Source organism: Streptomyces sp. UG1, assembly GCF_049974585.1.
Lineage (GTDB): Bacteria > Actinomycetota > Actinomycetes > Streptomycetales > Streptomycetaceae > Streptomyces.
Genome location: NZ_JBNGGG010000062.1, coordinates 12,614 through 35,843, shown reverse-complemented (window position 1 = coordinate 35,843; position 23,230 = coordinate 12,614). Strand labels below are relative to the sequence as shown.

Annotated in this window: 33 protein-coding genes; 3 read left to right on the top strand and 30 right to left on the bottom strand. The window is 68.9% G+C overall.

Annotation, left to right across the window (positions count from 1 at the left end; translation table 11 throughout):
- Window positions 1–19: 19 nt before the first annotated feature.
- The 6 genes from ACP4J3_RS45985 to ACP4J3_RS45960 form a co-directional block, all read right to left on the bottom strand.
- On the bottom strand, window positions 20–181 hold the full coding sequence (locus ACP4J3_RS45985) for a hypothetical protein (protein ID WP_426543396.1): 162 nt from the start codon (window positions 179–181) through the stop codon (window positions 20–22).
- Window positions 178–1,305, bottom strand: a complete 1,128-nt coding sequence (locus ACP4J3_RS45980; protein ID WP_426543394.1) for a radical SAM protein — start codon at window positions 1,303–1,305, stop codon at window positions 178–180. Before ACP4J3_RS45980 ends, ACP4J3_RS45985 begins: the two co-directional genes overlap by 4 nt.
- Before the next feature lie 4 nt (window positions 1,306–1,309).
- Window positions 1,310–2,494, bottom strand: coding sequence for a methyltransferase domain-containing protein (locus tag ACP4J3_RS45975; RefSeq protein WP_426543392.1), 1,185 nt, complete (start codon window positions 2,492–2,494; stop codon window positions 1,310–1,312).
- Window positions 2,491–2,631, bottom strand: a complete 141-nt coding sequence (locus ACP4J3_RS45970) for a hypothetical protein (protein ID WP_426543390.1) — start codon at window positions 2,629–2,631, stop codon at window positions 2,491–2,493. The genes ACP4J3_RS45975 and ACP4J3_RS45970 overlap by 4 nt, the downstream gene beginning before the upstream one ends.
- Before the next feature lie 341 nt (window positions 2,632–2,972).
- Window positions 2,973–3,185, bottom strand: a complete 213-nt coding sequence (locus ACP4J3_RS45965; protein ID WP_426543388.1) for a hypothetical protein — start codon at window positions 3,183–3,185, stop codon at window positions 2,973–2,975.
- The gene (locus ACP4J3_RS45960) at window positions 3,182–3,397 is read right to left on the bottom strand and encodes a hypothetical protein (protein WP_426543386.1); all 216 of its coding nucleotides are present in this window, start codon (window positions 3,395–3,397) and stop codon (window positions 3,182–3,184) included. The genes ACP4J3_RS45965 and ACP4J3_RS45960 overlap by 4 nt, the downstream gene beginning before the upstream one ends.
- A 108-nt stretch (window positions 3,398–3,505) precedes the next feature.
- On the opposite strand from ACP4J3_RS45960, the gene ACP4J3_RS45955 reads away from it, so the two are divergent.
- Window positions 3,506–4,720: a helix-turn-helix domain-containing protein gene (locus ACP4J3_RS45955; RefSeq protein WP_426543384.1), complete on the top strand. Its 1,215-nt coding sequence runs from the start codon at window positions 3,506–3,508 to the stop codon at window positions 4,718–4,720.
- Between the two features lie 73 nt (window positions 4,721–4,793).
- Here the strand turns inward: ACP4J3_RS45955 and ACP4J3_RS45950 are convergent, their stop codons facing one another.
- The gene (locus ACP4J3_RS45950; RefSeq protein ID WP_426543382.1) at window positions 4,794–5,312 is read right to left on the bottom strand and encodes a hypothetical protein; all 519 of its coding nucleotides are present in this window, start codon (window positions 5,310–5,312) and stop codon (window positions 4,794–4,796) included.
- Between the two features lie 559 nt (window positions 5,313–5,871).
- Between ACP4J3_RS45950 and ACP4J3_RS45945 the strand changes: the two genes are divergently transcribed.
- Window positions 5,872–6,195, top strand: coding sequence for an IPT/TIG domain-containing protein (locus tag ACP4J3_RS45945; protein ID WP_426543381.1), 324 nt, complete (start codon window positions 5,872–5,874; stop codon window positions 6,193–6,195).
- 482 nt (window positions 6,196–6,677) lie between these two features.
- Window positions 6,678–7,169, top strand: coding sequence for a hypothetical protein (locus tag ACP4J3_RS45940; RefSeq protein WP_426543379.1), 492 nt, complete (start codon window positions 6,678–6,680; stop codon window positions 7,167–7,169).
- Window positions 7,170–7,465: 296 nt separating this feature from the next.
- Here the strand turns inward: ACP4J3_RS45940 and ACP4J3_RS45935 are convergent, their stop codons facing one another.
- The 23 genes from ACP4J3_RS45935 to ACP4J3_RS45825 all read right to left on the bottom strand — a co-directional run bounded on the left by ACP4J3_RS45935 (window position 7,466) and on the right by ACP4J3_RS45825 (window position 23,178).
- Window positions 7,466–7,663 carry a hypothetical protein gene (locus ACP4J3_RS45935; protein ID WP_426543377.1) on the bottom strand — a complete coding sequence of 66 codons (198 nt, stop codon included), beginning with the start codon at window positions 7,661–7,663 and terminating at the stop codon, window positions 7,466–7,468.
- On the bottom strand, window positions 7,660–8,664 hold the full coding sequence (locus tag ACP4J3_RS45930) for a glycoside hydrolase family 25 protein (RefSeq protein ID WP_426543375.1): 1,005 nt from the start codon (window positions 8,662–8,664) through the stop codon (window positions 7,660–7,662). The genes ACP4J3_RS45935 and ACP4J3_RS45930 overlap by 4 nt, the downstream gene beginning before the upstream one ends.
- A 1-nt stretch (window position 8,665) precedes the next feature.
- Window positions 8,666–8,878 (bottom strand): hypothetical protein, encoded by a 213-nt coding sequence (locus ACP4J3_RS45925; protein WP_426543373.1) that lies wholly within the window; start codon window positions 8,876–8,878, stop codon window positions 8,666–8,668.
- Entirely contained in the window at window positions 8,875–9,132 is a 258-nt protein-coding gene (locus ACP4J3_RS45920) for a hypothetical protein (RefSeq protein WP_426543371.1), read from the bottom strand. The genes ACP4J3_RS45925 and ACP4J3_RS45920 overlap by 4 nt, the downstream gene beginning before the upstream one ends.
- 26 nt (window positions 9,133–9,158) lie before the next feature.
- Complete coding sequence (locus tag ACP4J3_RS45915) at window positions 9,159–10,106, bottom strand: hypothetical protein (RefSeq protein ID WP_426543369.1); 948 nt, start codon at window positions 10,104–10,106, stop codon at window positions 9,159–9,161.
- 81 nt (window positions 10,107–10,187) lie between these two features.
- On the bottom strand, window positions 10,188–11,015 hold the full coding sequence (locus tag ACP4J3_RS45910) for an SGNH/GDSL hydrolase family protein (protein WP_426543367.1): 828 nt from the start codon (window positions 11,013–11,015) through the stop codon (window positions 10,188–10,190).
- Window positions 11,012–11,731 (bottom strand): hypothetical protein, encoded by a 720-nt coding sequence (locus ACP4J3_RS45905; protein ID WP_426543365.1) that lies wholly within the window; start codon window positions 11,729–11,731, stop codon window positions 11,012–11,014. Before ACP4J3_RS45905 ends, ACP4J3_RS45910 begins: the two co-directional genes overlap by 4 nt.
- Before the next feature lie 4 nt (window positions 11,732–11,735).
- On the bottom strand, window positions 11,736–12,659 hold the full coding sequence (locus ACP4J3_RS45900) for a hypothetical protein (protein ID WP_426543363.1): 924 nt from the start codon (window positions 12,657–12,659) through the stop codon (window positions 11,736–11,738).
- Window positions 12,660–12,666: 7 nt separating this feature from the next.
- Entirely contained in the window at window positions 12,667–13,830 is a 1,164-nt protein-coding gene (locus tag ACP4J3_RS45895; protein WP_426543361.1) for a siphovirus ReqiPepy6 Gp37-like family protein, read from the bottom strand.
- A gap of 3 nt (window positions 13,831–13,833) precedes the next feature.
- The gene (locus ACP4J3_RS45890) at window positions 13,834–15,081 is read right to left on the bottom strand and encodes a phage tail protein (protein WP_426543359.1); all 1,248 of its coding nucleotides are present in this window, start codon (window positions 15,079–15,081) and stop codon (window positions 13,834–13,836) included.
- On the bottom strand, window positions 15,082–18,444 hold the full coding sequence (locus tag ACP4J3_RS45885; protein ID WP_426543357.1) for a phage tail tape measure protein: 3,363 nt from the start codon (window positions 18,442–18,444) through the stop codon (window positions 15,082–15,084). It lies immediately after the preceding gene.
- Window positions 18,445–18,493: 49 nt separating this feature from the next.
- Window positions 18,494–18,877: a hypothetical protein gene (locus ACP4J3_RS45880; RefSeq protein WP_426543355.1), complete on the bottom strand. Its 384-nt coding sequence runs from the start codon at window positions 18,875–18,877 to the stop codon at window positions 18,494–18,496.
- A 17-nt stretch (window positions 18,878–18,894) separates the two neighbouring features.
- Window positions 18,895–19,176, bottom strand: coding sequence for a hypothetical protein (locus ACP4J3_RS45875; protein WP_426543353.1), 282 nt, complete (start codon window positions 19,174–19,176; stop codon window positions 18,895–18,897).
- A 3-nt stretch (window positions 19,177–19,179) separates the two neighbouring features.
- Window positions 19,180–19,533 carry a hypothetical protein gene (locus ACP4J3_RS45870; protein WP_426543351.1) on the bottom strand — a complete coding sequence of 118 codons (354 nt, stop codon included), beginning with the start codon at window positions 19,531–19,533 and terminating at the stop codon, window positions 19,180–19,182.
- Window positions 19,534–19,673: 140 nt separating this feature from the next.
- Window positions 19,674–19,961 (bottom strand): hypothetical protein, encoded by a 288-nt coding sequence (locus ACP4J3_RS45865; RefSeq protein ID WP_426543349.1) that lies wholly within the window; start codon window positions 19,959–19,961, stop codon window positions 19,674–19,676.
- 22 nt (window positions 19,962–19,983) lie between these two features.
- Window positions 19,984–20,274 (bottom strand): hypothetical protein, encoded by a 291-nt coding sequence (locus ACP4J3_RS45860; protein ID WP_426543347.1) that lies wholly within the window; start codon window positions 20,272–20,274, stop codon window positions 19,984–19,986.
- A gap of 83 nt (window positions 20,275–20,357) precedes the next feature.
- Window positions 20,358–21,002 (bottom strand): phage tail protein, encoded by a 645-nt coding sequence (locus ACP4J3_RS45855; RefSeq protein ID WP_426543346.1) that lies wholly within the window; start codon window positions 21,000–21,002, stop codon window positions 20,358–20,360.
- Between the two features lie 73 nt (window positions 21,003–21,075).
- On the bottom strand, window positions 21,076–21,465 hold the full coding sequence (gene gp17 / locus ACP4J3_RS45850) for a tail completion protein gp17 (RefSeq protein ID WP_426543344.1): 390 nt from the start codon (window positions 21,463–21,465) through the stop codon (window positions 21,076–21,078).
- 16 nt (window positions 21,466–21,481) lie between these two features.
- Window positions 21,482–21,808: a hypothetical protein gene (locus tag ACP4J3_RS45845; RefSeq protein ID WP_426543342.1), complete on the bottom strand. Its 327-nt coding sequence runs from the start codon at window positions 21,806–21,808 to the stop codon at window positions 21,482–21,484.
- Entirely contained in the window at window positions 21,808–22,368 is a 561-nt protein-coding gene (locus ACP4J3_RS45840; protein ID WP_426543340.1) for a hypothetical protein, read from the bottom strand. The genes ACP4J3_RS45845 and ACP4J3_RS45840 overlap by 1 nt, the downstream gene beginning before the upstream one ends.
- A 6-nt stretch (window positions 22,369–22,374) precedes the next feature.
- Entirely contained in the window at window positions 22,375–22,575 is a 201-nt protein-coding gene (locus ACP4J3_RS45835) for a hypothetical protein (RefSeq protein ID WP_426543338.1), read from the bottom strand.
- Window positions 22,576–22,584: 9 nt separating this feature from the next.
- Entirely contained in the window at window positions 22,585–22,857 is a 273-nt protein-coding gene (locus tag ACP4J3_RS45830; protein WP_426543336.1) for a hypothetical protein, read from the bottom strand.
- A gap of 3 nt (window positions 22,858–22,860) precedes the next feature.
- Complete coding sequence (locus ACP4J3_RS45825; protein ID WP_426543334.1) at window positions 22,861–23,178, bottom strand: hypothetical protein; 318 nt, start codon at window positions 23,176–23,178, stop codon at window positions 22,861–22,863.
- Between the last annotated feature and the right edge of the window lie 52 nt (window positions 23,179–23,230).

Sequence of the window (23,230 nt, the reverse complement as noted above, 5' to 3'; positions counted from 1 at the left end):
CGGAACTGATCGATGCAGGTCAGTGCGGGTTGTCGTCACTCGATGAGCACGAGCATTCGTTGCCCTCCAACAGGGCATCCAGGTCGGCCACGACCGCGACCTCCTCGGTCGCGACGAGCGAACGAGCCGCGGGCCGCACAGCGGGCGGCCGGCTCAGGATGGTCACCGGTACAGCACTCACGCCAGTGCTCCTTCCTTCGATCCGTGCTGGCAGTAGTTGATGAGCGGTGTGCGGGATTCCTGGTACTGCTTGGCCAGCGGGCGGCACACCTTGCACGTGCCGGACAACTGGCAGCCCTCGCACCCTCCGGTGCGAAGCATGAGGCGGTCGGAGATCTCGGGGAGCCTGCGCAGGCCCTCGATCCCCTCCGCCATGAGATCGATCTGGTCGTCCCGGCCCACCTTGCAGATGCTGACCTTTCCGTGGGGGTCGGCGTGGAAGAAGGTGACCCCTGCGTTGCAGCCGGCGAACGGGGCACGCTCGCGCAGGTACTTGGCCGACTGGACCAGGATCGGCTCGCCCGTTCCGTAGATCGTCGGGGTGAGGTTGGGGAAGACGTGGTGGGGCAGGCCCCAGCTCTTTGCCATGGCCGTCATGGCGTCGACCTCGTCCTCGTTCGTCGAGGTCACCACGATGTTGATGCGCAGCGGCAGGCCCGCGTCACGGGCGGCCGTCACACCACGTATGAAGTTGTTCCACGCTCCCCTGGCCCGGGTCAGCCGCTCGTAGCTCTCCTCGGTGGCCCCGTACATGCTCACGACGAGCCGGTGGGGCGGGCGGTCCTCGAAGAGGTTGAGGATTTCCGGTTTCCACAGCCGCGAGCCGTTCGTACTGACGGTGATCAGCATGCCCTGGTCATAGGCATAGCTGTACGCGCCGGGGAAGTCCGGGTCGATGGTGGCTTCGCCGCCCGTGATCTGGAGCATCAGCACACCCGCGGCGCGCATGATGTCGAGCAGGCGCAGCTTGTCCTCGTAGACCAGGGCGTCGAAGGGCCGCTCGCGCAGGTAGCACATCTCGCAGTCGAAGTTGCAGCCGAGATTGATTTCCCAGCTCGCCCTGGAGTAGCCGTACTTCGACGGGAAGCGCACGAGCATGACGTCGCGGCTGGGTTCGCCGTGGAGGTCCAGACGCCAGGTGCTGTACACAGCGTCGGCGAACCACTCGGGCACGGGGTCGTCCGAGCCTGCGAGCGTCTGGAGTTCGAGGTACTTCTCCTCCGGGAGGCGGATGCCTGCTTCGCTGCCCGGTCGCACGGCGAGGAACCCTTCGAGGAAGGGGCTGACGATTAACGCATGCGACATCGGCTCATCCCTCCCCGCTTTGCCGCGGGACGGGGTTGTCGGGGCTGTCGAGCCACACGCTGTAGAACGGGCCTCCGGGGGTGGAGAGGCCGAACCGCTCGAACGACGGCCTGCCCTGGATGTCCCACCACGTGTAGGCGGCTGCCAGCTCTTCCCACAGCCGCCGCGGACCGGCCTGGGCGATCTGGAACTCGGTGCGCCCCTTCAGGAAGTCGGCCGTGGCCCAGCTCGTGACGCCCGTGTCGAAGAGCCACAGGCGGTAGGCGCCCTCCTCGCCGTAGGTGACGCGGCAGAAGAGATCCGGGACCTGGACGCCGATGGCGAACATGGCGATCCAGTCACCGACATCGTCCGGGGACAGGGTCGTCATCGCCATCTCGGCTTCGGCCGGCCAGGTCTGCGGGTCCACGAAGCGTTCCGTGGCGGGCAGGGATCTGCGCTGCTGGCGCAGGCGCATGAACGCGGAGGACCCGATGAAGGTGCCCTCTGCCCTGCCGCCATCATCGATGGTGAGGCGCACCACGCCTTCGCCGCCGTACGTGGGTCCCCAGGGGGCGACGATGATCGCACCGGGGCGGGCCTGACCGATCCACTGGGACGGGATCGTCTGGACGGAGGCCGTCGAGATGATCCGGTCGTACGGGGATTCCTTGCCGTAGCCGAGCGACCCGTCTCCGGTGACAACGAGCGGGCGGTACCCGGCGGCGCTGAGGTGCTCGCGGGCCTCCTCGGCGATCGTCTTGTCGACCTCTACGGTCACCACGTTCGGGTCGCCGAGACGGTGGGCCATCAGGGCTGCGTTCCATCCGGTGCCGGTGCCGATCTCCAGGATGCGGTTGCCCGGCTGTACGTCGAGAGCGTCCAGCATCGAGAAGACCATGGTCGGCATGGAGCTGGAGGACGAGGCGATGTTCCCCTTCTTGGGCCCCGTGTACTGGCCGTCGTCCCACTGGGTCGTGATCGGGGCGTCGCGGTAGACGGCCTCGAACCACATGTTAGGGGATTCGGAGCGAAGGATGCGGTCGTCCTGGCGGTTCATACCGGCGCGTCCGGGCCAGATGGCGTCGGGGACGAACAGCTCGCGCGGTACGGCCCTGTAGGCGGCGAGCCAGTCGGAGGTCAGCACCTTCTTGTCGAGGAGTTCGGTCGCCAGCCGGTCGGGGCCGGCGTCCTTCGTCGTCTGGCTCATTTTCCGTCCGCCGGTCCCTGTCCGTCGTTGGTGTTGCCGCCCTCGTCGGAGCCGCCACCACCGTGCTTGTTGCCGGAGTCGCTGTCATCCTGGGGGTTTCCGCCGCCTGTGGCCTCAAGAATCCACCAAGCACCCATTGCGGGTCCTCCTCATAGGTCCTGACTGTCTGTTTGGTCGTGCGGGTGTTTGAGAACCCGCCCCAGCCGCTGGCCTTCACGGGGCGGCGCGGCGACTGGGGCGGGAGTCTGCGGACGCTTGCTGACGAAGTACTCCCAGATCATCTGCTCCAGCTCGGCCAGGCAGTCCGCGCACGCGAACAGTGGGGCGTGTATCCCCTGCGCCTGCGCCGAACCGACATAGATGACCGGGAGCTGTCCGCGGCGGCAGAGCCAGCATGCTCCGACCCCCCAGTCCCGCCCGTCTCCGGGCTGCGAGGGCTTCGGTCTGCTGGCCTCCGGGTAGACCGCCGCACCGTTGATCAGGTCTGTCTGCGCTGCTGCGGGCACCGGCACGGAGGCAGCTCCGTGCTGATCCCCAGGCCGCCCTGCTCGAGCATGTCGTCCACGTCGGTGCGTGGAAGGATGACCCGACGACGCCCGTCCGGGCTCATGCGGTAGCCCCCCATCCACATCCGTGGCGCGGGCTCGTGATCGGGGAGCGCGCCCGTAGGCGTCTCCGCTACCGCCGTCATGCCCGCTCCTCGATCCACTCCGCGAACCGGGTAACCACATCTGCCCTCGCCCGTCCGAGTTCGACCATCGGGGTGTCGCGTACCGGGAACGTGCCGCTAAGACTGGGAAGGGTGAAGCCCGCAAGTGCCAGGGCATGCTTCAGCTTGTCGGCCGCCTCCTGGCCCACTTCGAGTTCGGTCTTCTCCTGGTTCTCCGAGATCGCCTGTCCCACGGAGACCTCCCTAGTCGGCTCGCTCGCTGTCTGTAACCACTCAACTGCGGCCGACCAAGATCAGTTCACACAAATCTTGCACAACGGGTCCTGGCCAAGCTTCAGTTGATGCCGCGCACCCTCTTGACGTGGAAGAGTGAACCCATGGAGAGCACGCCCACCGCCGGTGAGAACATCGCGGTCCTGCGCAAAGCGCGCGGCATAGGCCAGACGAAGCTCGCGCGCCAGATGGGGATCACGGTCTCGTACCTCAGCAAGGTCGAGACCGGTATCCGGCCCGCCACACCGGTCGTCGTTGCGGGTGCTGCTAAGGCCCTTCACGTCACGACGGCGCGGATCTACGGCCAGCCGTTCAGCGATCCGTCCGAGCAGGCGGACCTGCTCAACGATCTTCGGGGAGCAGTGCGCCGGCACACCCTCCCGAAGGAGGACACCCCGCCGCCGGAGGCCCTGGCGGGCGGTCTCAAGCACGCCGCTCAGTTGCGGGCTGAGACGAAGTACCTCGAACTCCTGCGGGAGCTGCCCACGCTCCTGGGCCAGGCCACCGCCACCGCACTGGATGCAGACGGCGATGCCGTCGCCTGGGGCCAGGTGTCCGACCTCTACGGGTGCGCCTACGCCGTCGCCCACCGCCTCGCGCAGCCCGACCTCGCGGACATGATCGTGTCACGGCAGCAGTGGGCCGCACAGCGCACGTGGAATCCGGCGGCCGAAGCAGCAGCGGCCTGGAATGAAGCTGGCACCTACCAGAGCGCCGGGCAGTACGACGACGGGCTCGCGATAGTGGAGCGGGCCATCAGCCAGTTCGAGCGGGCCAGGTCCAACGGTCCCGAGTCGGTGATCGTACTGGGATCCCTTCATCTGCGCGGAGTGGTGCTCGCCTCCCGCCATCGGGACAAGAACGCCACGGAAATCCACTTGCGTCACGCCAAGGAACTCGCCGGGCAGTTCCCGGCCGACCAGCTGATGCATAACCTGACGTTCGGTGAGGGCAACACCGCTCTCTATGAGTTGGCCGCTCACATCGAGTTGGACCAGCCGAACAGGGCCGTGCAGATGGCCACACCTCTGCTGGACCAGCCGCCGACGGGCCTCAAGCCCAACCGCCTCGGTCGGTTCTACATCGACCTGGCGCGGGCACGGCTCGCGACGAAGGACCTTGAGGGGTCGGAAGAGGCTCTGAAGCGGGCGTTCCAGGTGTCACCTCAGATGGCGGAGATCCATCCGATGAGCCGCGAGGTTCTCCGCGTGCTCTTCGTCATGCACCAGCGCAGTCGTCCGGACCTGATGCAGATGGCCAAGCGCACCGGTTTAGCTGCATAGACGCGAGTAGCGCCCCACCATGTGGTGGGGCGCTACTGCATTGTGCGCGTGCGTGCGCTCGTTAGTACGGGAGTCAGGCCTCAGTGCCAAGGCAGTTGACGCACCGCTTCCACCTCTGGGGCACCTCGCCGTCGACCGGGAACGTCAGCAGCTGCCCGCCGCGGTAGCCCCGCTGGAACCAGCTGCAATCCGTGCTGGCGTGGTAGAAGTCGCTCGTCTCCGTGGTGATGAACTGGGGGTCGAACTCCCAGGTGCCCGGACGCATGTAGCGCCCGTAGGGGTCCTTGCGCAGGCCCGCATCGATCGTGCCGTCCTTGCCGCCCCGGCTGTTACGGGTGTTGACCCCGCAGGCCTCGGCGAACTCGTAGACGTCGAAGTTGGGGTCCGAGTATCCCAGCACCTGCGCGGCTACCCACATGACGTTCGTGCGGAGTCGATCCGTCTCCTGGTCGCTGAGGACCTTCTCAGAGCGCTTGGAAAGGGAGTCGCTGGCGCGGCTGTGGCCAGCGCGGTCACGGCGATACGGTGCGTCGGACCAGTCGTGATTGCTGATCTCGGCGGCGAATTCGCGCGCAAGCCTGCTGAGGGCCATGTTGTCCTCCGATCGGACGGCCTGTGCCGCTCCCCGACGGAGCGGCTGCGCGACCATACCAGCACCACACCCACACTCACCGCCCACCCCGTCAGCCAGAGGCTGCTACGGAGCCCTCGCCGAACATCGGCACGTCGCTGGGGGCTGCCGCAGCCGGGCGAACCGCACCGGGTGCCGCCAAGCTCCGCGGTCCTAGGCGGTGTCGACCTCGTTCTCCGCGACGAGATCGGGCTCGGCCAGGATCACGCCCAGCGGTGTGCGCGACCCCCAAGACCCGGTGAACCGTACGCCGAAAAACAACGAGGCCGTGACCTTCGGAAACGTCGAGTGTGGTGCTGCTCCGGACGGTGGTGGCCCAGCCCCGCGAAGGAGGGTCACCCGTTTGGCGTAGCAGGGTCGGTGTTCGACGTGCGCAACCGCCACAGGCATGAGGAACTTTAGGTATGGCTCGGAGGTTCGCCCGTTCCCCAAGTGCCCCTTTGGGGTGTGGTGATCGGCGCAGTCTTCGTGCTCCACCGGTCCGGAGCACCGCGCAACCAGAGAAACCTGGAGGTTCGACATGAATTACCCCAAGCCAAAAGTTACCAGCGTCACCCCCCAGTTCCCATACGTGAACGACACAATCATCGTGGAGGGAATGAACTTCACGCAGGACGCCAGCGTGTGGTTCAAGCAGAACCCGACGGGTCAGGGAACAAGGGCCCAGCAATGCACATGGAAGAACGCCAACAAAGTCGAGGCAACGGTTCCCACCTTGGTGTCGGGGGAGTATTACGTCTCGATCAAGACCAGCGCCGGGGAGAGCAACATCGACAAGAAGGTTACGGTAAGTAACCCTGCAGAACAGCTTCCCGGTTTGGAGATGGCGATGGAGGCGGAGTGACCGCGTCGTCGGCGGCCCGAACCCCCGAACTTGCGGCCTGCGCTTCAGGCACAGCCACCTGATCTGGGAGTACGGGGCTAGGATCCCCGCGAAATCGCGGGGATCCTTTCAGCAAGAACCCGCGGGTCCGATACCGCCATATTCGAGGACGGGCCCGTGGGTTTGCAGCGAACACGCTGGGTCGGTTTCGAGATCGCACCGGAGGAGCTGCCGTGCCGAGCGCGCGTAGCAGATTGCGGCCTTCGCCTCGATGTCGGAGACGAGAACGAGGTAAAGCCCACGATCCAGCGGGCACGCCGACGCGAGCGCGTGGCAGTTGAGGGAAAGGCCGTATGGCTTCGAGCCCATCCAGCGACCAAGATCACCCTATCGCCCCACCCGCTAAGTGCTTCATTCTGGAGAAATACCGGCAAGCCCCCGCATCCTCCTGCGGGCCCCGGACTGTAATGAGTCGATGGTTCCTAGCCGCACTTGAGGTTGCCATGCCTATCATTGATCTTGCCACCGTCGTCGAGGACAACGGCGAGGCCAAATGCACCATCCATGGGAAAGCCGACTGGTTCACGAGGAACGACCTCGATCAAGCGGGATACTCTGGAAGGATCTACTTCCTCGGTTTCGATGTCACCGCTAAAGCGTATTACCGTTTTGGCCTATGGCTTTCGTCCAACTGGGACATTCAGCTCAGCTTCTCGATCTACAGACAGAAGGCCATCGGGTGGGACATAATCCAATCCATGAATGACAACGGGTATAGAAATATCCCAAACGGCGCGTTCGCATCCGGAAGAGAATTGCTATGGAAGTATGCTGTCTGTATCCCGGGACCTGGGGTATACAAGGTTAAATGGCGCGGCTGGCTGACGGTACGCAAGGCCACGGAGAGCAAACAGATGCTCCAGTTCCTGCCCACCGACGCGACGAAGAACCAGCTGAGTGTGCCCGATGTGGATAAAGTGCCCGACACGAGGTAGCAACTGCCGCGCATCGGAGCCTCCGAAAGGAGGCCTACTGCCGTCTGGCGCGGCCCAGGCCATCTACCTCACCCCCTCGTGCAGCGCCTCGCCGGGTGAAGCACCTGCGGGAGTTCGTCAGATGGTTGAAGACCTCAACGAGTGTCGTCGGTAACAGCACGAGCGCCCCGCCCTACCGGAGCAGGGCGGGGCGCTGGGGGATGCGCCGATCCGCAGGCACCGGGGAGAGAACCCACAGATCCATGGCTACAAACGACCGATCGACAACTCCTTCCGCGTCGTGGGCGGATCAGCCGCTACGCGTCCGCGTCAGGCCGCTTCGACGGCTCCCGGTTTGGCACGTACCACGTGAAGCCGAGCGCGGCGAGCACGGCGGCCACGGCGGTTACGCCCTCGGCGACGGTGACCGTGCCGTCTTGAGCCGCCGTCGATAGCGCACCGGTGCCGGCAGCGAGCGCGGCGACGACCGCCTTCCAATAGCGGGAGATCTTCACGGCTCACCTTCCGGCTTGGTGACGGTGACGTTCACTTCGAGACCCGCGAGCCTGGCGACGAGCGTGGTCGGGTCCAGGGCGGCGAGCAGTTCCTCGATGGCCTTCACGCGGGCGAGTGTCTCGCGGCCTGCCTCAACACCGGTCTGGAGCGCATACCCGAGGCGCCACATGGTGTTCTTCGGGGTCTTGCCGTCGGCCTCGAAGTAGTCGCCGTTGTTCCATGGCGGCCGGGCGGCGGGTACGTGGTCGCGGTCGATGATGCGGTCCAGGTCGCTGTTCTCCAGGACGCCCCCGCCCGCAGCGAGCTTCCTGAAGACCGCATCGGCAATCTTGTTGATGTCCTCGGGGCTCAGGGCCACGTCGTCCTCCTCATCTCCGGCCGCCCAGGCGCGCAGCTGGGCGGCGGACAGGTAGCAGATGTTCCGGTCGAGGGGCTGGCTGGTGAACTGCCAGAACAGCGGCGTGCGGCCGTGAGGGCGGGGCTGCTCGGCGGCCTCAGCGCGGCTGTAGGGGGCAGCGCCCCACGGGTATTGCGGGTACCAGAGCGGCACCCTGGGCGGCAGGTGGCCTTTGCCGATGTCGTCGCGGGAGGTGTAGACGCCGACCCGCTGTCGTGGGAAGGCGGCCTGCACCCTGGCGATCCACCCCTCGGCCCACTCGCGGATCTGCGCGTCGGTGCGTCCCCGGTAGTTGTGGCCGTCCGAGTACCGCTCAAGGTCGAGCCAGTGCACGAAGTCGTTGGCGCTGGCGTACGGCTTGACGGCACCGATGTAGTTGTTGGCCTCGATCGCCGCGTCCTGGTTGGGCCACGCGAAGTGGTAGGCACCCGGTACCAGCCCGGCCTTGATGACGGCGGCGATGTGCGCATCGAACCGGCGGTCCCGAGTTCGCTGCCCCTCGCTCGCCTTGACCCATGCGAACACCACGCTGTCGCGCTTGTGGGCGGCCCAGTCCTGCGGGCCTTGGTAGGCGGAAATGTCGACGCCCCGGCAAGTGGGCATGTCAGCCTCCGATCAGGTGGACGGGCAGCCAGACAGCGAAGCCGACGATCGCTGCGACGCCGAGCGGCATCCACCACCGGCGCGGCTTGATGCCAAACAGCCACTGCAATGTGGCGGTCAGGGTGCGACCGCCACGGGTGAGCGCGACCGCCTCCAGGACGGCGCCTGCGGCAGCCCACACGGCCCACGCCCGGCGCGGGACAGCGGGCTTCACCGCCGCCTCCACAAAGGCCGGCGGTGGTCGGCGAGGTGTGCGTCCAGCCGGGCCCCGAGGGCGCGCTGCTCGTCTGCCAGGTCGGTCACCGCCGCCTGGATGGTGTCGACCTTGTCCTTCACGGAGTGGCCGGAGTTCGGGGACAGTTCGGTGACGAGTTCGTAGATCCGCACACCGCGGCGGTTGACGCGCCACGCCCAGCGGGCGACGACTCCGATCGCGGCGAGGGCGCCGCACACGGCACCGGCCTTCATCAGCCACTCCATCCCGCTGTCCCCTCCTATGGCGCCGTGACGGTGATCGCGGTCAGGTGGTAGTCGCCGCACAGCCGGTCGCAGTTCGTGGCGTACGTCAGCGCGAGGCGGCCGGCGCCGACGCGCTGCTCGGGGTGCGCCTCAACGGCGTACGTCCAACGGCCGTCACTCTGCGGGATCGTGGCCACGACGCGACGGGAGCCCCATGGCCCGTACGGTGTCGCCGAGTCATAGGCGATGATCTCGGTGGACCACATGTCGAGCCGCTTGGCGTACAGCCGGTAGCCCCCGGCCGCCGTGCGGACGACGGACACGACCGTGCCGAGTTCCATCGAGGGGCTCATGCGGGTGCCGAGGTAGCGCCAGCACCAGACGCACCACACGTAGCCGGAGGGGACGCGGGCGACCTCCACGGCCTTGCCCAGTTGCCCGGCCACCGGGTACGAGCCGTACGCGTAGGTGTAGCCGTCGCGCGCCCTGAACAGTTGGGACCACATCGCCCCCGACGCCCGACGAGGCAGCGGCACCTTGCCCAGGTACGCGAGATCGGGCAGGCGGTAGGTCAGAATGTCGGTGCGCTCGTAGCGCATGTCCCACGCCCCGCACGGGTCCGTGCACGTGAAGTCCATGGCCAGCACCCGCAGCCGGGAGCCCTCGCGGACTGCCTGCCCGGGCCAGTACCAGTGCCCGGCCGCCGACGCCTTCAGGAACGCCCCCGAGCGGGGCCGCATCACGCCGTCGGGGCCCTGGACAACGGCGCTGTTGCGTCGGAACGTCCCCGCGGGGGTGAGGGTGTCGCCGAACAGCCACAGCACGCGCCCGTCACCGACCGGCACGGACGAGCCGACATCGGCGTGGTAGGTGGCGAAGAAGGCGTTGAGGCCGGCGGTGTCACCGCGCGCCGGGGGCGCCGTGGCCACCAGGCCCGCGAGGACGAGGCAGAGCACGACGAGGGCAGCACGAAACCGGGCCATGACACCTCGGCGACGGGGGAGACGAGGAGCGACTTGGCGCCATGGCCCTGTGGCAGGGTCTACGCGAGCCGCGTAAAGGATTCATCGGGGCGAGATAAAGTCGCAGATCCGGTCGGCAACGTAGCTGTTGCCCTTGTTGGACAGGTGCGCGGTGTCCGCGTACAGGCCGTGGTTCGGGGAGTCCGCCTGGTTGGGCAGGCGCGGCCCTAGGGTGAGGTCGAGGCAGGTGACCAGGTCGTCGGCCTGAGCGACGTTGTGCGCGGCGTTCACGTAGTCCGCCCACGGGTAGGTGAAGGAGCCGCCGCGGGCGGCGTGCATCGCGAGGAGGATCGGCGGGAACGGCGAGGGCGCGCCGACGGCACCCCGCAGAGACGAGATCAGGGTGACCAGGTTGGACTGGTAGGTCGCCGGGTCGGTGTTCAGGAAGTGGTCGTTCGCCCCGAGCATGATGACGATCAGATGCGGGCTCAGAGCGGAGATCGCCGCAGGCCACGTGTTGTTCGCGGTCACCACACTGATCCAGAAGCTGGTGTCCCAGCCGAAGTGGCCGCAGTCGTGGACGGTGATCCCGGCGTTCTCGTCACCGTCGTACTCGATCACGCCGCTGACGAAGGCCTGGAAGCCGTCCGTGGCGGCCTCGATGTCCAGGCTGTGGGCGCCGGACGCGCCGAGGGTGACGCGGGTGAGCATGCCGTCCTGATCGCTGCCCCCGGTCGCGACCGACGACCAGGAGCCGCCGTCCACCCGGTACTGGAAGTTGCCGCCCAGCGACAGCCGGGTCCACATGATGTCCACCGCGGTGCCCTGCAACGCCGAGTAGGTGATGCGGTCGGCGGGTGCGGTGAAGTCCAGCTGCGCCGCGAGCCTCTTGGGCCCCCAGTCGTCGTTCTGCGTCGGCCCGCCCGTCACGGTGGCGGGCCAGGTGAACGACGTCGAGCCGGTCGACAGGGCGCCGATGTAGCCGCGTCCCCCCTTGGGTTGCCGTCGGTGGGGAACCGGGCGCGCAGCAGTTGCCTGAGGCGCGATGGCCAGGAGTTCGCGAACGCGGTGGCGCCCTGCCCCTCAGTGATGGAGTCGCCGATGCACACGATGTTGCATCGCTGGAAGTGCCGGTTGGCCAGGCCTGCGTGGAAGCCCTGGAGCGCCTTCGAAGAGCCGTCGGGCCGCCATCGGGAGGTGAGCGCGTCGTAGGTGAGGACGCCGCCGCCCTTGACGTCGTCGACGGCCGGGTCGGCGCGGGCGTCGGTGAGGTCGGCGACCTCGGTGGCGTGCGGGTTGGCGGCGCCGGTGTGGCTGGTGATGTCCGATTCGGCGGTGGTGAGGTCGTCCCCGACGTCGGTGGCCACGGTGCGCCGCCGGGGGCCGGCGCCCCCGTTGGCGTCGAGATAGATCGACCGTACGCCGTCCGGGCCCATGAACTCGGGGACAGAGCCGGTGGCGTCGGCGGTAAGCACGCCGCCGGAGATGGGGGTCACCCCGTCGGTCTCGGTCAGGTCGGTGTACTGGGTGCCGGACGTGGCCGCGTTCCAGCAGGTGACCTGCGCGTTGGGCTCCAGGGTTGCGGCGTCGTCGGTACCGACGGTGATGATGTAGTCGGCGACGCCTCCGAAACGGTGCCGGGCCATGCGCTCACACCCTCAGATAGCTCATGGTCAGGGCCAGCCGGTTGCCGATCGGGACGGTGCCGTCGTTGCGCGTCACCCAGATCTCTCCGTCGGTGCGGACCTCGACCAGGGCCTCGACTCCGGAGCCGTAGAACTTGCCCACGTAGAAGTTGTTGTAGACGGAACGCAGCGCGGACGGCAGCACCCCGATCTTCGAGCCGTCCGGGTCGTTGACGGAGAGGGCGGACTCCTGGCGCTGGACCCACACCCGCAGCCACACCTGGTCACCGATGCGGCGGCCGACGTTGTGGAAGACCTGGTCCCACGTGGAGAAGCCGGGGCTGATGAACAGCAGCCCGGTGTCCTCGAACAGGGTGCGGCGCTGGCTGCCGTCCCAGCCGCGCCAGCGGCCGGTGTCCCGCTCGAACTGGATCTCGCCGAGCTGCGGGAACAGGTTCGGGGTGGCGGAGTCGACAGCCCGCACCCGGCTGCCGACGTACAGCTCCTCCCGGGTCACGGTCACCGACGTCGCGCTGTCGGGCACGGTCACCCGCGCCAGCTGGATCTCGAACACGCCCGTGCTGCCGGTGTCCTGGGTCAGGGCCGGCGCCCCGGAGCCGGGGGTGCCCTGCTTGACCACGGCCCGCACGTCCCAGGTGGAGCGTTCAAGGCGCAGCACCACGCGGTCGGTGCGGGTCTGCCCGGAGGCGTTGGAGGCGATCGTCAGGGCGTCGTCGGTCGTGCCGGACGTCCACGCGTGTCCGCGCAGGGACGCGAACTTGGCGGCGCGCACGAGCACCTGGAGCCCGCTGGTCGTGTAGACGACGGACGAGTCCGCGGGGGTGCCCCACACGCCGTCATCACTGAACCGGGCGGCGAGCTGCTCGTACTCGGCGTCCGTGACGTTGCGGGAGTTGTGATTCGGAGACGGCCACGAGTCCTGAGCCACGGGCGGTTCACCTCGCTTCCAGGCGGCCGAGCCTGCGGCCGAGTTCGCGGATCAGCCGTACGGTCTGCGGGTCGGTGGTGGCCTCCGGGGAGCCCACGAGGGAGGTGACGTGCTCCCCGCTTCCCGGCGTGGCCTGAAGGTGGATGGAGCGGACGACGTCGGCGACCTCCAGGCCGGTCGGCAGGGCGATGGTGACCTTGTCGCCGAGCCCGAAGTCCCGGCCCGCCTTCAGCTCCGGGGTGTCGACGGTGACGGTGGCCAGCTCCACCGGGGCCGCGCCGCTGGCGAGTTCTTCGTTGCCGGCCTGGGTGAGTTCGCCGTTGGTGTCGGTCTCGGCGCTGCCGTCGACCAGCTTCTCCACGCGCCACCAGGTGGCTGCGGCCGTGGAGTCGGCGACCTCGACGAACTTGCGGTCGGCCGGGGCCTCGACCTCGGAGCCCTGCACCAGGGCGTGCGTGACGGTCGGTGCGCTCTGCTTGTAGGTGATGGAGCGGAGGTTGTTCAGGCCGGTGCTGAAGCGGGCCGTGGCAGTGAGGTCTTGCGGGGCGTAGCAGCCGAACTTGATCTGCCCGTTGTCCTGGCGGGTGCGGAAGCCGATCCGGCCGCCGTCGACGGCGACCCGGCGGCAGGCGGCGAGCAGTGCTTCGAAGCGGGTGTTGACCGTCGTCGTGGTGCCGACCCCGGCGACGCTGTCGAGCACGAGGTGGGGAACCTGCCGGGCGGCGAGCGCGGACGGCCCGCAGTTGACGTCCACCAGGGTCCGGATGATCGTCTCAGCGTTTGTGCTGGTGATCGAGTACGAGGCGGTGTCGGGCTGGTTCGCCCACGTGGCCGCGGGGTCGGCCCAGGTGATGTGTCCGGCGACCACGGCCAGGTCGTCGCTGAAGTAGACGGTGACCTTGCCCGGGTCCGGTTCGCTCGACTCGCCGATGGACCACGTGTAGTCCTGCGGGATCTCCAGCGGGCCCGCGCACCAGACCGCAGCGTCCCGGATGACGATGATCCGGTTGCCGGGCTGGAGCTGCGCCATCACCGCCGGGTGTGCGGGGATCTCGAAGCTGCCGGAGGCGGGCTCGTTGAAGCGCAGCGTGCAGTCCAGCGACGTCCAGCCGCCGAGAGGATCTCCCACCACGTTCAGGTCCGGGTCGGTGACGAGCAGTTGGATCGCCATCGATCACGCCGTCTCGAACCTGGGGAAGAACTGCACCTCGACCGCCGAGCCGGGGCCGGATCCGTCGAGCTGGAACGTCACCGCGTTGGGGCCCGGCTCAAGCGGCCACAGCACGGCGCCCGGCCAGTTCAGGGCGCCGACCCAGTTGGCCGTGGCGCCCTCGGTGACCGTGGCCACGGTGACCGTGCCGCCCGTCAGGCCCGTCGGAGTGACCGTCACCTCCGGCACATTCACCCCGAGGTACTGTCCCGCGAAGGTCAGCGTGATCGTCCCGGGCAGCGGTCCGCCGGTCACGAAGACGTCCTCGGCGTCGAGGTTCGACAGGGCCTCCAGCGCGGCCTGCACGGTCGCGGCGTCCGCGTTGTAGGCGATGGAGCCGGTGGTCTGCCCGTCGAACGTGATCGTGACCGTGCCGGCCGTTGCGCCGCCGAGGTCGATCGTCTGCCGTTCGGTGGTGTACTTGGTGACCTTCGGCGGATCGGTCGTGATGATCACCTGCTCGTGGGCCAGCAGGCTGCCGGACACGTCCGCCGGGTCCAGGACGAAGGAGTCGCCACTGTCGTCGTGGGTGAAGGTCACCAGGGAGGCGGGCCCGGTGATGGTCCAGGAGGGCCAGGCGATGACGTCGCCGGGGTTGACCAGCACGGTCGCGCCGAGGACCTGGCCGGACGACACGCTCGGGTACGGCTGGAGGAAGTCCTCACCGGTGGCGAACTCTCGCCGCTCGGCCATCGGTTGCGGGTCGTAGAAGTACGGGTCCTCGCAGTACAGCGACAGGATCGCGGTGTCGGAGTTGATGCCGGTGCCGCGCGCGCCCTGCCCCTCGAAACCCTCCCGGTAGAAGCACTCGATCCGCCGCCTCGTGCCGTCGGGGCGGGCGATCTCCAACACGCCCGGGGGGTAGGTGCCGTCCGGGCGCCTGCGCAGGGTGCCGGTGAAGGCCCGCGCGAGCGCCCGCCAGCGGGCGGTGAACTGAAGGTGGTCGTCGCCGTAGACGTGCAGCGGCCACACGACGGTGCGGGAGACCGGCTGGACGTGCCGCAGCCGGGAGCCCCCGCGCGGGTGGTCGTCCGTGGTCAGCTCCACCGGAGCGGCGCCGACCCCGCTGACGCCGTCGGCGAGGGTGAACCAGCCGCCCGGCGGGTTGGTCAGCGGCCAGGTGACGCCGTCCGGGCCGGTGAAGCTGGCCGTCGCGAAGCCGATCTCCGGCAGGACGGCGCCCGGCGTGAAGTCGCCGCGGACGATGGGCATCTAGCGCGGCCTCCCCATCCTCGCCCGCGCCTCCTGGCGCCGCTGGAGCACATCGAGATCGGCGACCGTCATGTCCAGGGTGCGCGGGTAGAAGTTGTAGGTGTCCCCGCGCGGACCGTCGCCGCCTCGGGCCGCCGCGAACAGGGCCTGCCACTGCCGGTCGGTGAGCACCCTCTCGGGCCGGCGGGTGCCGTTGTAGACCGAGTGCAGGCCGGGCGGCAGAAGGCCGCCGTCGTCGTAGCCGCCGGGCCGGTTGTAGGCGCGCGGCAGCGACCCGTACGAGGCGAGCGCGTACCGCATCGAGCTGTAGATGTTGGCGAGCGGGTTGATCGACACCCCGTAGAGGAACGGCCCGGTCTTGCGGTACCGCCCGGCGTAGCGCTGGAAGGTGGGCCGGATCACCTGCATGAGGCCCACGGAGGGGTGGCCGCGCTGCCAGTTGATGTCCCAGCGGTTGACGGCCTTCGGGTTGCCGCCCGACTCCTGGTTCATGCGGCGCAGGGTGATGCCGGTGTAGGCGGCGGGCTGGCCGACCTGGCGCAGCGCCATCTGCACGACGGGCTTCCACCGGTTGACGCCGGAGCCGCCTCCGCCGCCGAGCCCGATCGCACCGAGGAGGCTTCCGGCCGCATCCTTGATGAGTCCGATCAGGCCGTCGACCGCCATGCGGGGGAACCGGGCGACCATCCGGGCAAAGGGGTGATCCCCCAGGTCGCCCAGCTTGCCGAGGGCGCTGTTGAGCATCTTCTTGGCCGCGCCGAGCGGGTCGGCCAGGAAGTCCCCGATGCTCTTGATGCCGCCGACCACGGCACCGCCGACCTTCTTGGCGACGCCGCCGAGGAAGCCCAGTACGCCGCCGTCCTCCATCAGCTGCGCCCCGGCCGCCTCCCACAGCATGCGCGCCCGGCCCCGGTACTTGGGGTCGGTGGGGATGACGAACTCCGGGTGGGCCGGGTTGCCCTCGCCGACGATCGCGGTGGGCCGGTTGAACACGCCGGGCGTGGCGGGCTGTCCGAACCCGGAGCCGACGGTGCCGCCGGACGCCAGTTCCTTGAGCGTCTTCAGCTTGTTGCCGAGCCCGATCCAGCCGGTGATCTTCTTCCAGATGGAGACGATGCCGTTGTTCCAGACGTTGCGGATCACCCAGTTGACCGGCGCCTTCGCCTTGGACTTGATCCCGTCCCAGGTCCTTCCGAGGCCGTCGCGCATCTTGGCGAAGAAGTCGACGACCTTGTCCTTCATGGACCGCGCCCAGCCGGGGATGGTGTCCTTGAAGAATCGGCCGATGGGGTTGAACACCCGGTCGCGGATGAAGGTGTAGACGCCGTGGACCCGGTCCCGCAGGGTTCCGAACGCTCCGGCCACCCGGTCTCGGACGGTCGCCGCCCAGCCGGGGATCGTGGAGGTGAAGAACGTCCGCAGGGGGCTGAACACGCCGTCGCGCACGAACGCGTACGCGCTGTGGACCCGGTCGCGCACTGTGCCCCACGCGGCCACCACCCGGTCCCTGACGGTGCGCGCCCAGCCGGGGATCGTGGAGGTGAAGAACGTCCGGATCGGCGTGAGGACATTGCGGACGATGAACTGCCATGCCGCGAGAAAGAAATCCCGGACCCGCCGCCAGTGCTTGACGATGAACACGACGGCGAGCCCGATCGGCCCGGTCAGCGCGCCCAGCAGCCAGGGCCAGTTGGAGCGCACCCAGTTCAGCACCGTGCGGAAGGCGCCCGGGATGGTCTGCGTGAAGAACCGCACGAACGGCCCCGAGAACCAGCCGCCGATGGCCCGGCCGACGGCGAGCATGCCTTGGAAGGCGCCGTTGACGATGTTGCGGAACGTCTCGGACTTCTTGTAGGCGACGACCAGGGCCGCCACCAGCGCGACGATCGCCGTGATAACGAGGATGATCACGTTGGCGCGCATGACCGCATTGAGCGCCGCATGCGCGATCGTGGCCGCCCTCGTGATCGCCGTCCACACCTTGGCCACCCCGCCAGCAACGCGCATCGCAACGGTGACCAGGCCGATCGCAATCGCGTTCGCGGACAGCGCCAGCGTGAACCCGGCCACGGCGATGCCGATCGGGATGAGCCAGGCGTTCATGTCCCTCAGCCAGTCGACGACTGAACGGCCCACCTGAACCAGCCCCGAGAAGCCGGCGACCAGGACGGGGCCCACGACGTCGGCTGTGGCCGCGAGCGCGGGCACGAGGTAGGTGTTCAGCCACCGGCCGACCTCGGTGATGACGGGCAGGACCTTGCCGCCCAGGAACTCGACGAACGCCTGCTGCAACGTCCGCTTGAAGACGGTCAGTTCGTGCGCCGGGCCCGACCGGATCGTCTCGCCGACCTTCTTGGAGGCGTCCTCGACCCGGCCGAGCGCCTGCTCCGCCTTCGACGGGTCGAGAGCAAAGAGGCTCTTGCCGAGATCCTCGGCCTTGGTCCCGAACAGGGCGACCGCCGCGGCCTCCCGCTCGACGGGGTCCTTCATCGCCCGCAGCCGGTCCAGGACCAGTTGGAGCCCGTCGGAGGCGCCCTTGCCGCCCCCGGCGATCTGCGCGGTCATCTCCCGGGCGTTGAGCCCCAGCGCCTTGAAGCCCTCGGCCGAGGCCTTGGACCCGTCGACCGCCCGGATGCTGAATTCCTTCAGCGCGTCGGCGACGAAGTCGGTGTCGCGGGCGCCGGCCTTCATGCCCTGGCTGAGCAGGCCGAAGGCTTCCTTGCCGGACAGGCCCAGCTTCTGGAACTGGCCCGCGTACTCGTTCGTGGTGTCGATCAGGTCATCGGCACGCGGGCCCATGGTCTGGAAGCCGCGTGTGATCAGGTCGATGGCCTCGGTCGCGTTGCGCGCGAGGCCGGTCTTCATGAGCTGACCAGCCGCGTTGGCGGCCTGACCGAGGTCGGCGTCGAAGACCGTGGAAAGGTCGGTGACCTTCGCCGAGATCGATTCGATCTGCTTGTTCGTGGCACCGGGCGGCAGCAGCCCGGACGTCATCACGACGCGGATCGACGCGGCGGCGTCCTCGAAGGTGTCGGTGACCCCGGTGCTGTAGAGCCTGCCCGCGATCTTGCCGTGCTTGGCGGCGACCTTGTTCGTGCTGCCCAGCTGGGCCTGGAGCAGGCTCGTGGCGTTGAGCTGCCCCATGGCATCGCCGATGCCCTTGACCAGGGCCGCCCCTGCCGCGATGCCCGCGACGACGGCACCGGCCTTCAGCTTGCTCTTCAGGCCCTCGCCCGCAGCGGTCCCCGCGCGGTCGCCCGCGTCACCGGCCGGGCCGACGATCTGGCGTCGCAGTTCGTCGGAGATCCCTCGTACCGAGGGGATGACCTGGAGGACTGCGTACCCGGCGTTGGGGGTGGCCATCGCGCACCTCCCGTCCAGGGCTCAGGGGGTGCGCGGGTGGTGCGGTGGATCAGGAGGCAGCGGGCTCCGCAGCCTCGCCCGGCTCGCCGTCGATCGGGTTGCCATCCTCGTCGATGCGGCAGTGCTCCCGGTACGCCTTGAACAGGGCGCGCAGCTTGTACTGCGGCATGCGGATCTTGCGGAAGTCGTCCCACTGGTCGCCGAGCGCGGCCTCGAACGCGCCGACCATGGCGGCGATGTCACCGGCGTCGGCGAGATGCAGGACGGCCCACACATCGAGGTCGTCCAGGTGCCGCATGACGAAGCGGCGCCCGCCCCAGTGGAAGCGGAACGGGGTCAGCTCCTGCTCGGGCTCGACGGCGTCGAGGTTGAAGTCGAACGGCTCTCTGTCGGCGGGCTTCGCTGCGGTGCGCTTGCGGGCTTGCGGGGCCATGGGCGGGCTCCTTCGGATCAGGTGGGCGGGTTGTACTCCAGGCCAGCGGCCTCGGCGGCTTGGCGCGTCAGGCCGCGCTCGTTGTCCCACTGGCGGGCGCGCGGGTGCTGGACGACGACGGCGGCGGCCTGGCGGTCGGTGGTGTAGGGCCGGAACTCCACAGGCGCGTTCTCGGGCAGCGAGGCCCGCGCGTTCGCGGCGACCTCGACGGCCTTGCCGTTCATCAGGTCCCGGAACTCGCCGGATTTCAGCGCCTCGGCGATACCGGCGGTGTCGAGCCGGAACTCGATCAGCGCCATGGGTCACTCCTTTCTGCGGCGGTGCACGCCGGCAGTGAAGCGGGGATCGGCGGCGACGTCGGCCATGGTCGGACGCCCGGCCTCGCGGGCTTCGGCCAGCCGCTTCAGGATCAGGGCGTGCCGCATCTTGCGCCGCTTCAGCTTGATCCGGTCGCGGGCGGTCTGCGGACGCCGCTGCGGTCGGGGCGGCCTCTGCGGCCTCTTCGCCACGGTGTTGACCACGGCGGTGACAACCTCACCGAGCCGGTCAACCATCAGGTCGAGCCGTTCGACGACCGGCGAATACTCGGTCAGCGACGGGTGGTGCCCACCCTCGGGTTCGGGCAACTGCTCGGCGAGCTCTTCGTCATCGGCCATCGCGGCGACGAAGTGGGAGGTGCGCGGCAGGTGCTCGATCAGGTTGAGGAGGAACCGCCAGCGGCGCTCCCGCCACAGCTTCGCCAGGTCCCAGCCGAGCGCGGCCAGATCGGCGTCGATGGCCCCGCCGTACCTGGAGATCAGGTAGACGAGGCGTCGGCTTCCCCCGGGCCCCCGAGCCCGTAATGGGCACGCCAGGCTTCCATCAGCTTCTCGAACTTCCAGCCCGGCAGGGACAGCTTGCGGAACTCGCCGAACTGCTCACCCAGCAGCAGACGCAGGTCCATCTCGGCTGAGACGGTACCGAGCCGGTCGAGCTGCTTCCAGTCGAGTTCCTGCGGGTCGGCCAGCTTCCACGGCCGTCCGCCCAGCTTGATGGTGAACGGGCCGGGTGTGCCTTCGCGTTCGAGGGCGTCAAGATCGAGCATGGGCGGGCTCCTCGCGGGCGGGCTACTGCTTGGTGCGCGGCTGGCGTTTGGGGGCAGGCCTTTCGCGGTCCACGCCCTCGCCCCTGGCCTTGGGTGCGAAGCGGGCTTCGCGCGCGTCCTGCTCGGCCTGCTGCTGGCGGCGGAAGTTCTGTTCCCGCTGAAGGTGCTCGGTCGCCGCCGGGTCCTCGTTGGCGGCGAGCGTCTCCAGCTCCGGACGGGGTCGCCACCCGGCCGCCTGAAGCCGGTACATGGTGGCCGGATCCTCGACGACCTGCACGGCGCCGGAGGGCGCGATGTACTCGACAGGCTCCACGCCGATCACTCCTCACACGGGTTGGGCAGGCAGACACTGACCGCGGCGGCCGGCGCCCGCCCAGGCTCCGGCCACCGTGGCGATCAGAAGCCCATCGCGGTCAGCAGCGCGTGCCAGCCGGGGCCGCCGAAGTAGAAGCGCTCCGAGTAGCCGAGCGTCGAGTCGAGGTAGGCGGTCAGGGTGACCGGCCAGCCGACCGGGGTGTCGGAGTTGGTGAACGCCTGGTCGCCCTTGTCGGTGACGGAGGCGCGGGGCAGGAAGCGGGCGATGTAGATCTCTCCCGCGTCGTCAAGGTCCACGCCGATGGTGAGCACCCGGTAGAAGCGCAGTGGCGGCCGGTCCGGCTTGGTCACTGCGACCTCGCCGGAGGTGGCGTCGGGGACGACGGCGGTCATGTCGACGCCGGTGTAGAGGCCGATGGTCTCCTTGTTGGTCTCCTGGACGCTGACCTGGAGGGTGGTGACGTCGGAGACGATGTCCCGCCTCGTGGGCTCGACCGCACCCCACGAGGTGACCTCGCTGGTGTCGATCTCGGCGGAGAACTGGGGGCCGTCGTCCGACATCCACCCCAGGTCGTTGTACCCGGCCGGGAGGGCGAGCAGCGCCTTGTCCGCGCCGGTCAGTGCGGTGATCGCGGAGCTGGTGGTGGGCGCGATGAACGTCGACCCTTCGAGCGCCTTGCGGATCAGGCGGTTCTGATGGTTCTTGAGCGTCGACCATGCGGGCACGGCCCGACTCCTCTCCTGCGGGACTCCAGCGGGGCAGAGCCCCGCGGCTGGCGGGGCTTGAGGGGCGGGCGGGCTACGCGCTGCGGCGCGTGTGGCACTCGTACGTGGCGACGATGTGCCGGGTGTGCGGGTCGGCGTCTGTGACCTCGTTCGGGCCGAGTTCAGTGAGGGCCCGGTCCATCAGGCCGACGCCGGGCACGAACAGCCAGCCGGAGATGAGGCGCTGCTGCACCTTCAGGGCGATGTCCATCGCCTGGCTGTAGGTCTTGGCGGCGACCTCGACGTCCACGCGCGGCCGGTCGGTGCGCCGGTCGTCACCGCCGCCGAGCCGCCGCACACGGATGAACGGCAGGCTCGCGGCGAGTTCTTTGGCCGGGGGGAAGGTCTGGCCGCACGTGCCGAACTCGGCGAGAGCGGCGACCAGCAGGGCTTCGATGTTCGGGAAGGGCTGGAAGTCGGCCATCGGCTGATCCCCTCCTTCAGCCGGTGACGATCCTCAGCCGGACCTCGATGTGGTGGGGGCGCCCGCGTTCGTCGTCGAGGGGCTGCGGGTCGCCGTCGACGTCGTACGTCTGGCCGCGGAACTTCACCTGGTCCGTGGCCCGCACGTCCGTGCCGGGCGGGACGAACCAGTCCCACAGGCTGACGACCTGTTCGCCGCCGTCGATGGTCTCGACGCTGGACGCGGGCTGCATGGACGTGCCGGTCACCTCGATCTCGTCGGGGTCGCCGGGCAGCGGATCCCCGAAGCTGTCGGTGCCTCGGCCGCGCAGGATGACCGCGGTGTGGTTGCCGAGCCGGGCCATCAGAACCCTTCCGGCAGCCGGTGGTAGTCCAGGCGCGGATCGTCGCCCACCCCGGCGACGGCAGCCCGCACGTCCGCGTAGGTGACCGACACCCGCCCGACTGTGCGGGACTTCAGCAGTCCGCCGGGGTTCCCGGCCAGTGGTGCGGCGGACTCCAGCGTCACCGTCCTGAACACGCCGGGCACCGAGCCTTCCGGGTAGCCGTGCGTGAAGGTCGCCGTCACACCCTGCCGCTTCTTGGTCCACGCAATCGGTTCGCCGCCGGACATGCGGGTCAGCTTGCCGTGCGCGTACCACAAGTAGTCGGCCGGGTGGGCGAGCGTGACACCGTCCTCGAGGACCGAGGCGACGGCCGTCAGGTGCAGGGTGGGCAGCAGCAGGTCCTCGTGCCCGGGCCCGTCCAGTGTGACGGCCACGCCCGCCTGCTCGTTGACGGGCCAGCCGAGCGCGTCGCGGATCTCGTCGGAGATGGCGGTGAGGATGACGTCGGCGTTGGCGGGGTTCAGGCCGTCGTCTTCCAGCCAGGCCGCCAGGTCTCCGGAGGTCGCGAACGCGGCCACCACTGGTCAGTCCTTGGCGATGATGCCGCGCGAGCGCAGTGCGGCCAGCATGCCGTTGATCTTCGTTCCGAGTGCGTCCAGCGCCGCCTCGACCTCTGTATCGGAGAACGTGGCGTTGAGGGCGTGCGCCGTCGACGCGTCCGTGATGGCGGCACCGTGCACGTAGTGGCCGGCGTCCTCGTCGAACACCGTGGGCTGGTCGGGCATTGCGGCTCCTTACTGGATGTAGAGGACGAGTTCCGAGGCGTTCGTGCCGTCCCGGTCGACGAAGATGCCGGTGGCGAACTCTGCGGCGGGCAGCTCGGCCGCCGCGGTGCCGTCTGCGGGAATGCCGATGACGGCCTTGACCGGATCGGTGGCCGTGGTGCCGTCACGCAGCCGCACGACCGAGGTCGTGCTGCCCGTCGCGACGAAACCCATGAGCGTTGCGGCGCCGGTGTATGCCTGCGCGTCCGTCGCGGCCGACGCGACGGAGATCGCCCTCGACACGGGTCAGGCCTTCTGTGCGTCGGACGCGCCGGGCTCGGTCTTGTTCTCCGGCGGCTTGACCGACTTCGTGGCGCGCTTGCTCGCGGGCTTGCCCGCCTGCCCGGTCGGCTTCTGCACGACTGGCTTGCTCGCGGCCGTCTTCTTGGCGGCCGGGCGCGGCTCGACCTTGCGGCCGTTGGCGTCCAGCTGGTACGCCCGCCCCTCGGCGACCATGGCCGCGCCGCGGGCGTCGTCGACGTAGTACTCGTGGTGCGCGTCGTACTCGGAGACGCCGCCGGACTCTTCCTTGAAGCGGCTCGTCTTGGTACACAGGATCCTCACGGGATCGGATCTCCCTCCGGTGCGGCCAGGCCCGGACGGCGTTCGGGGCCCG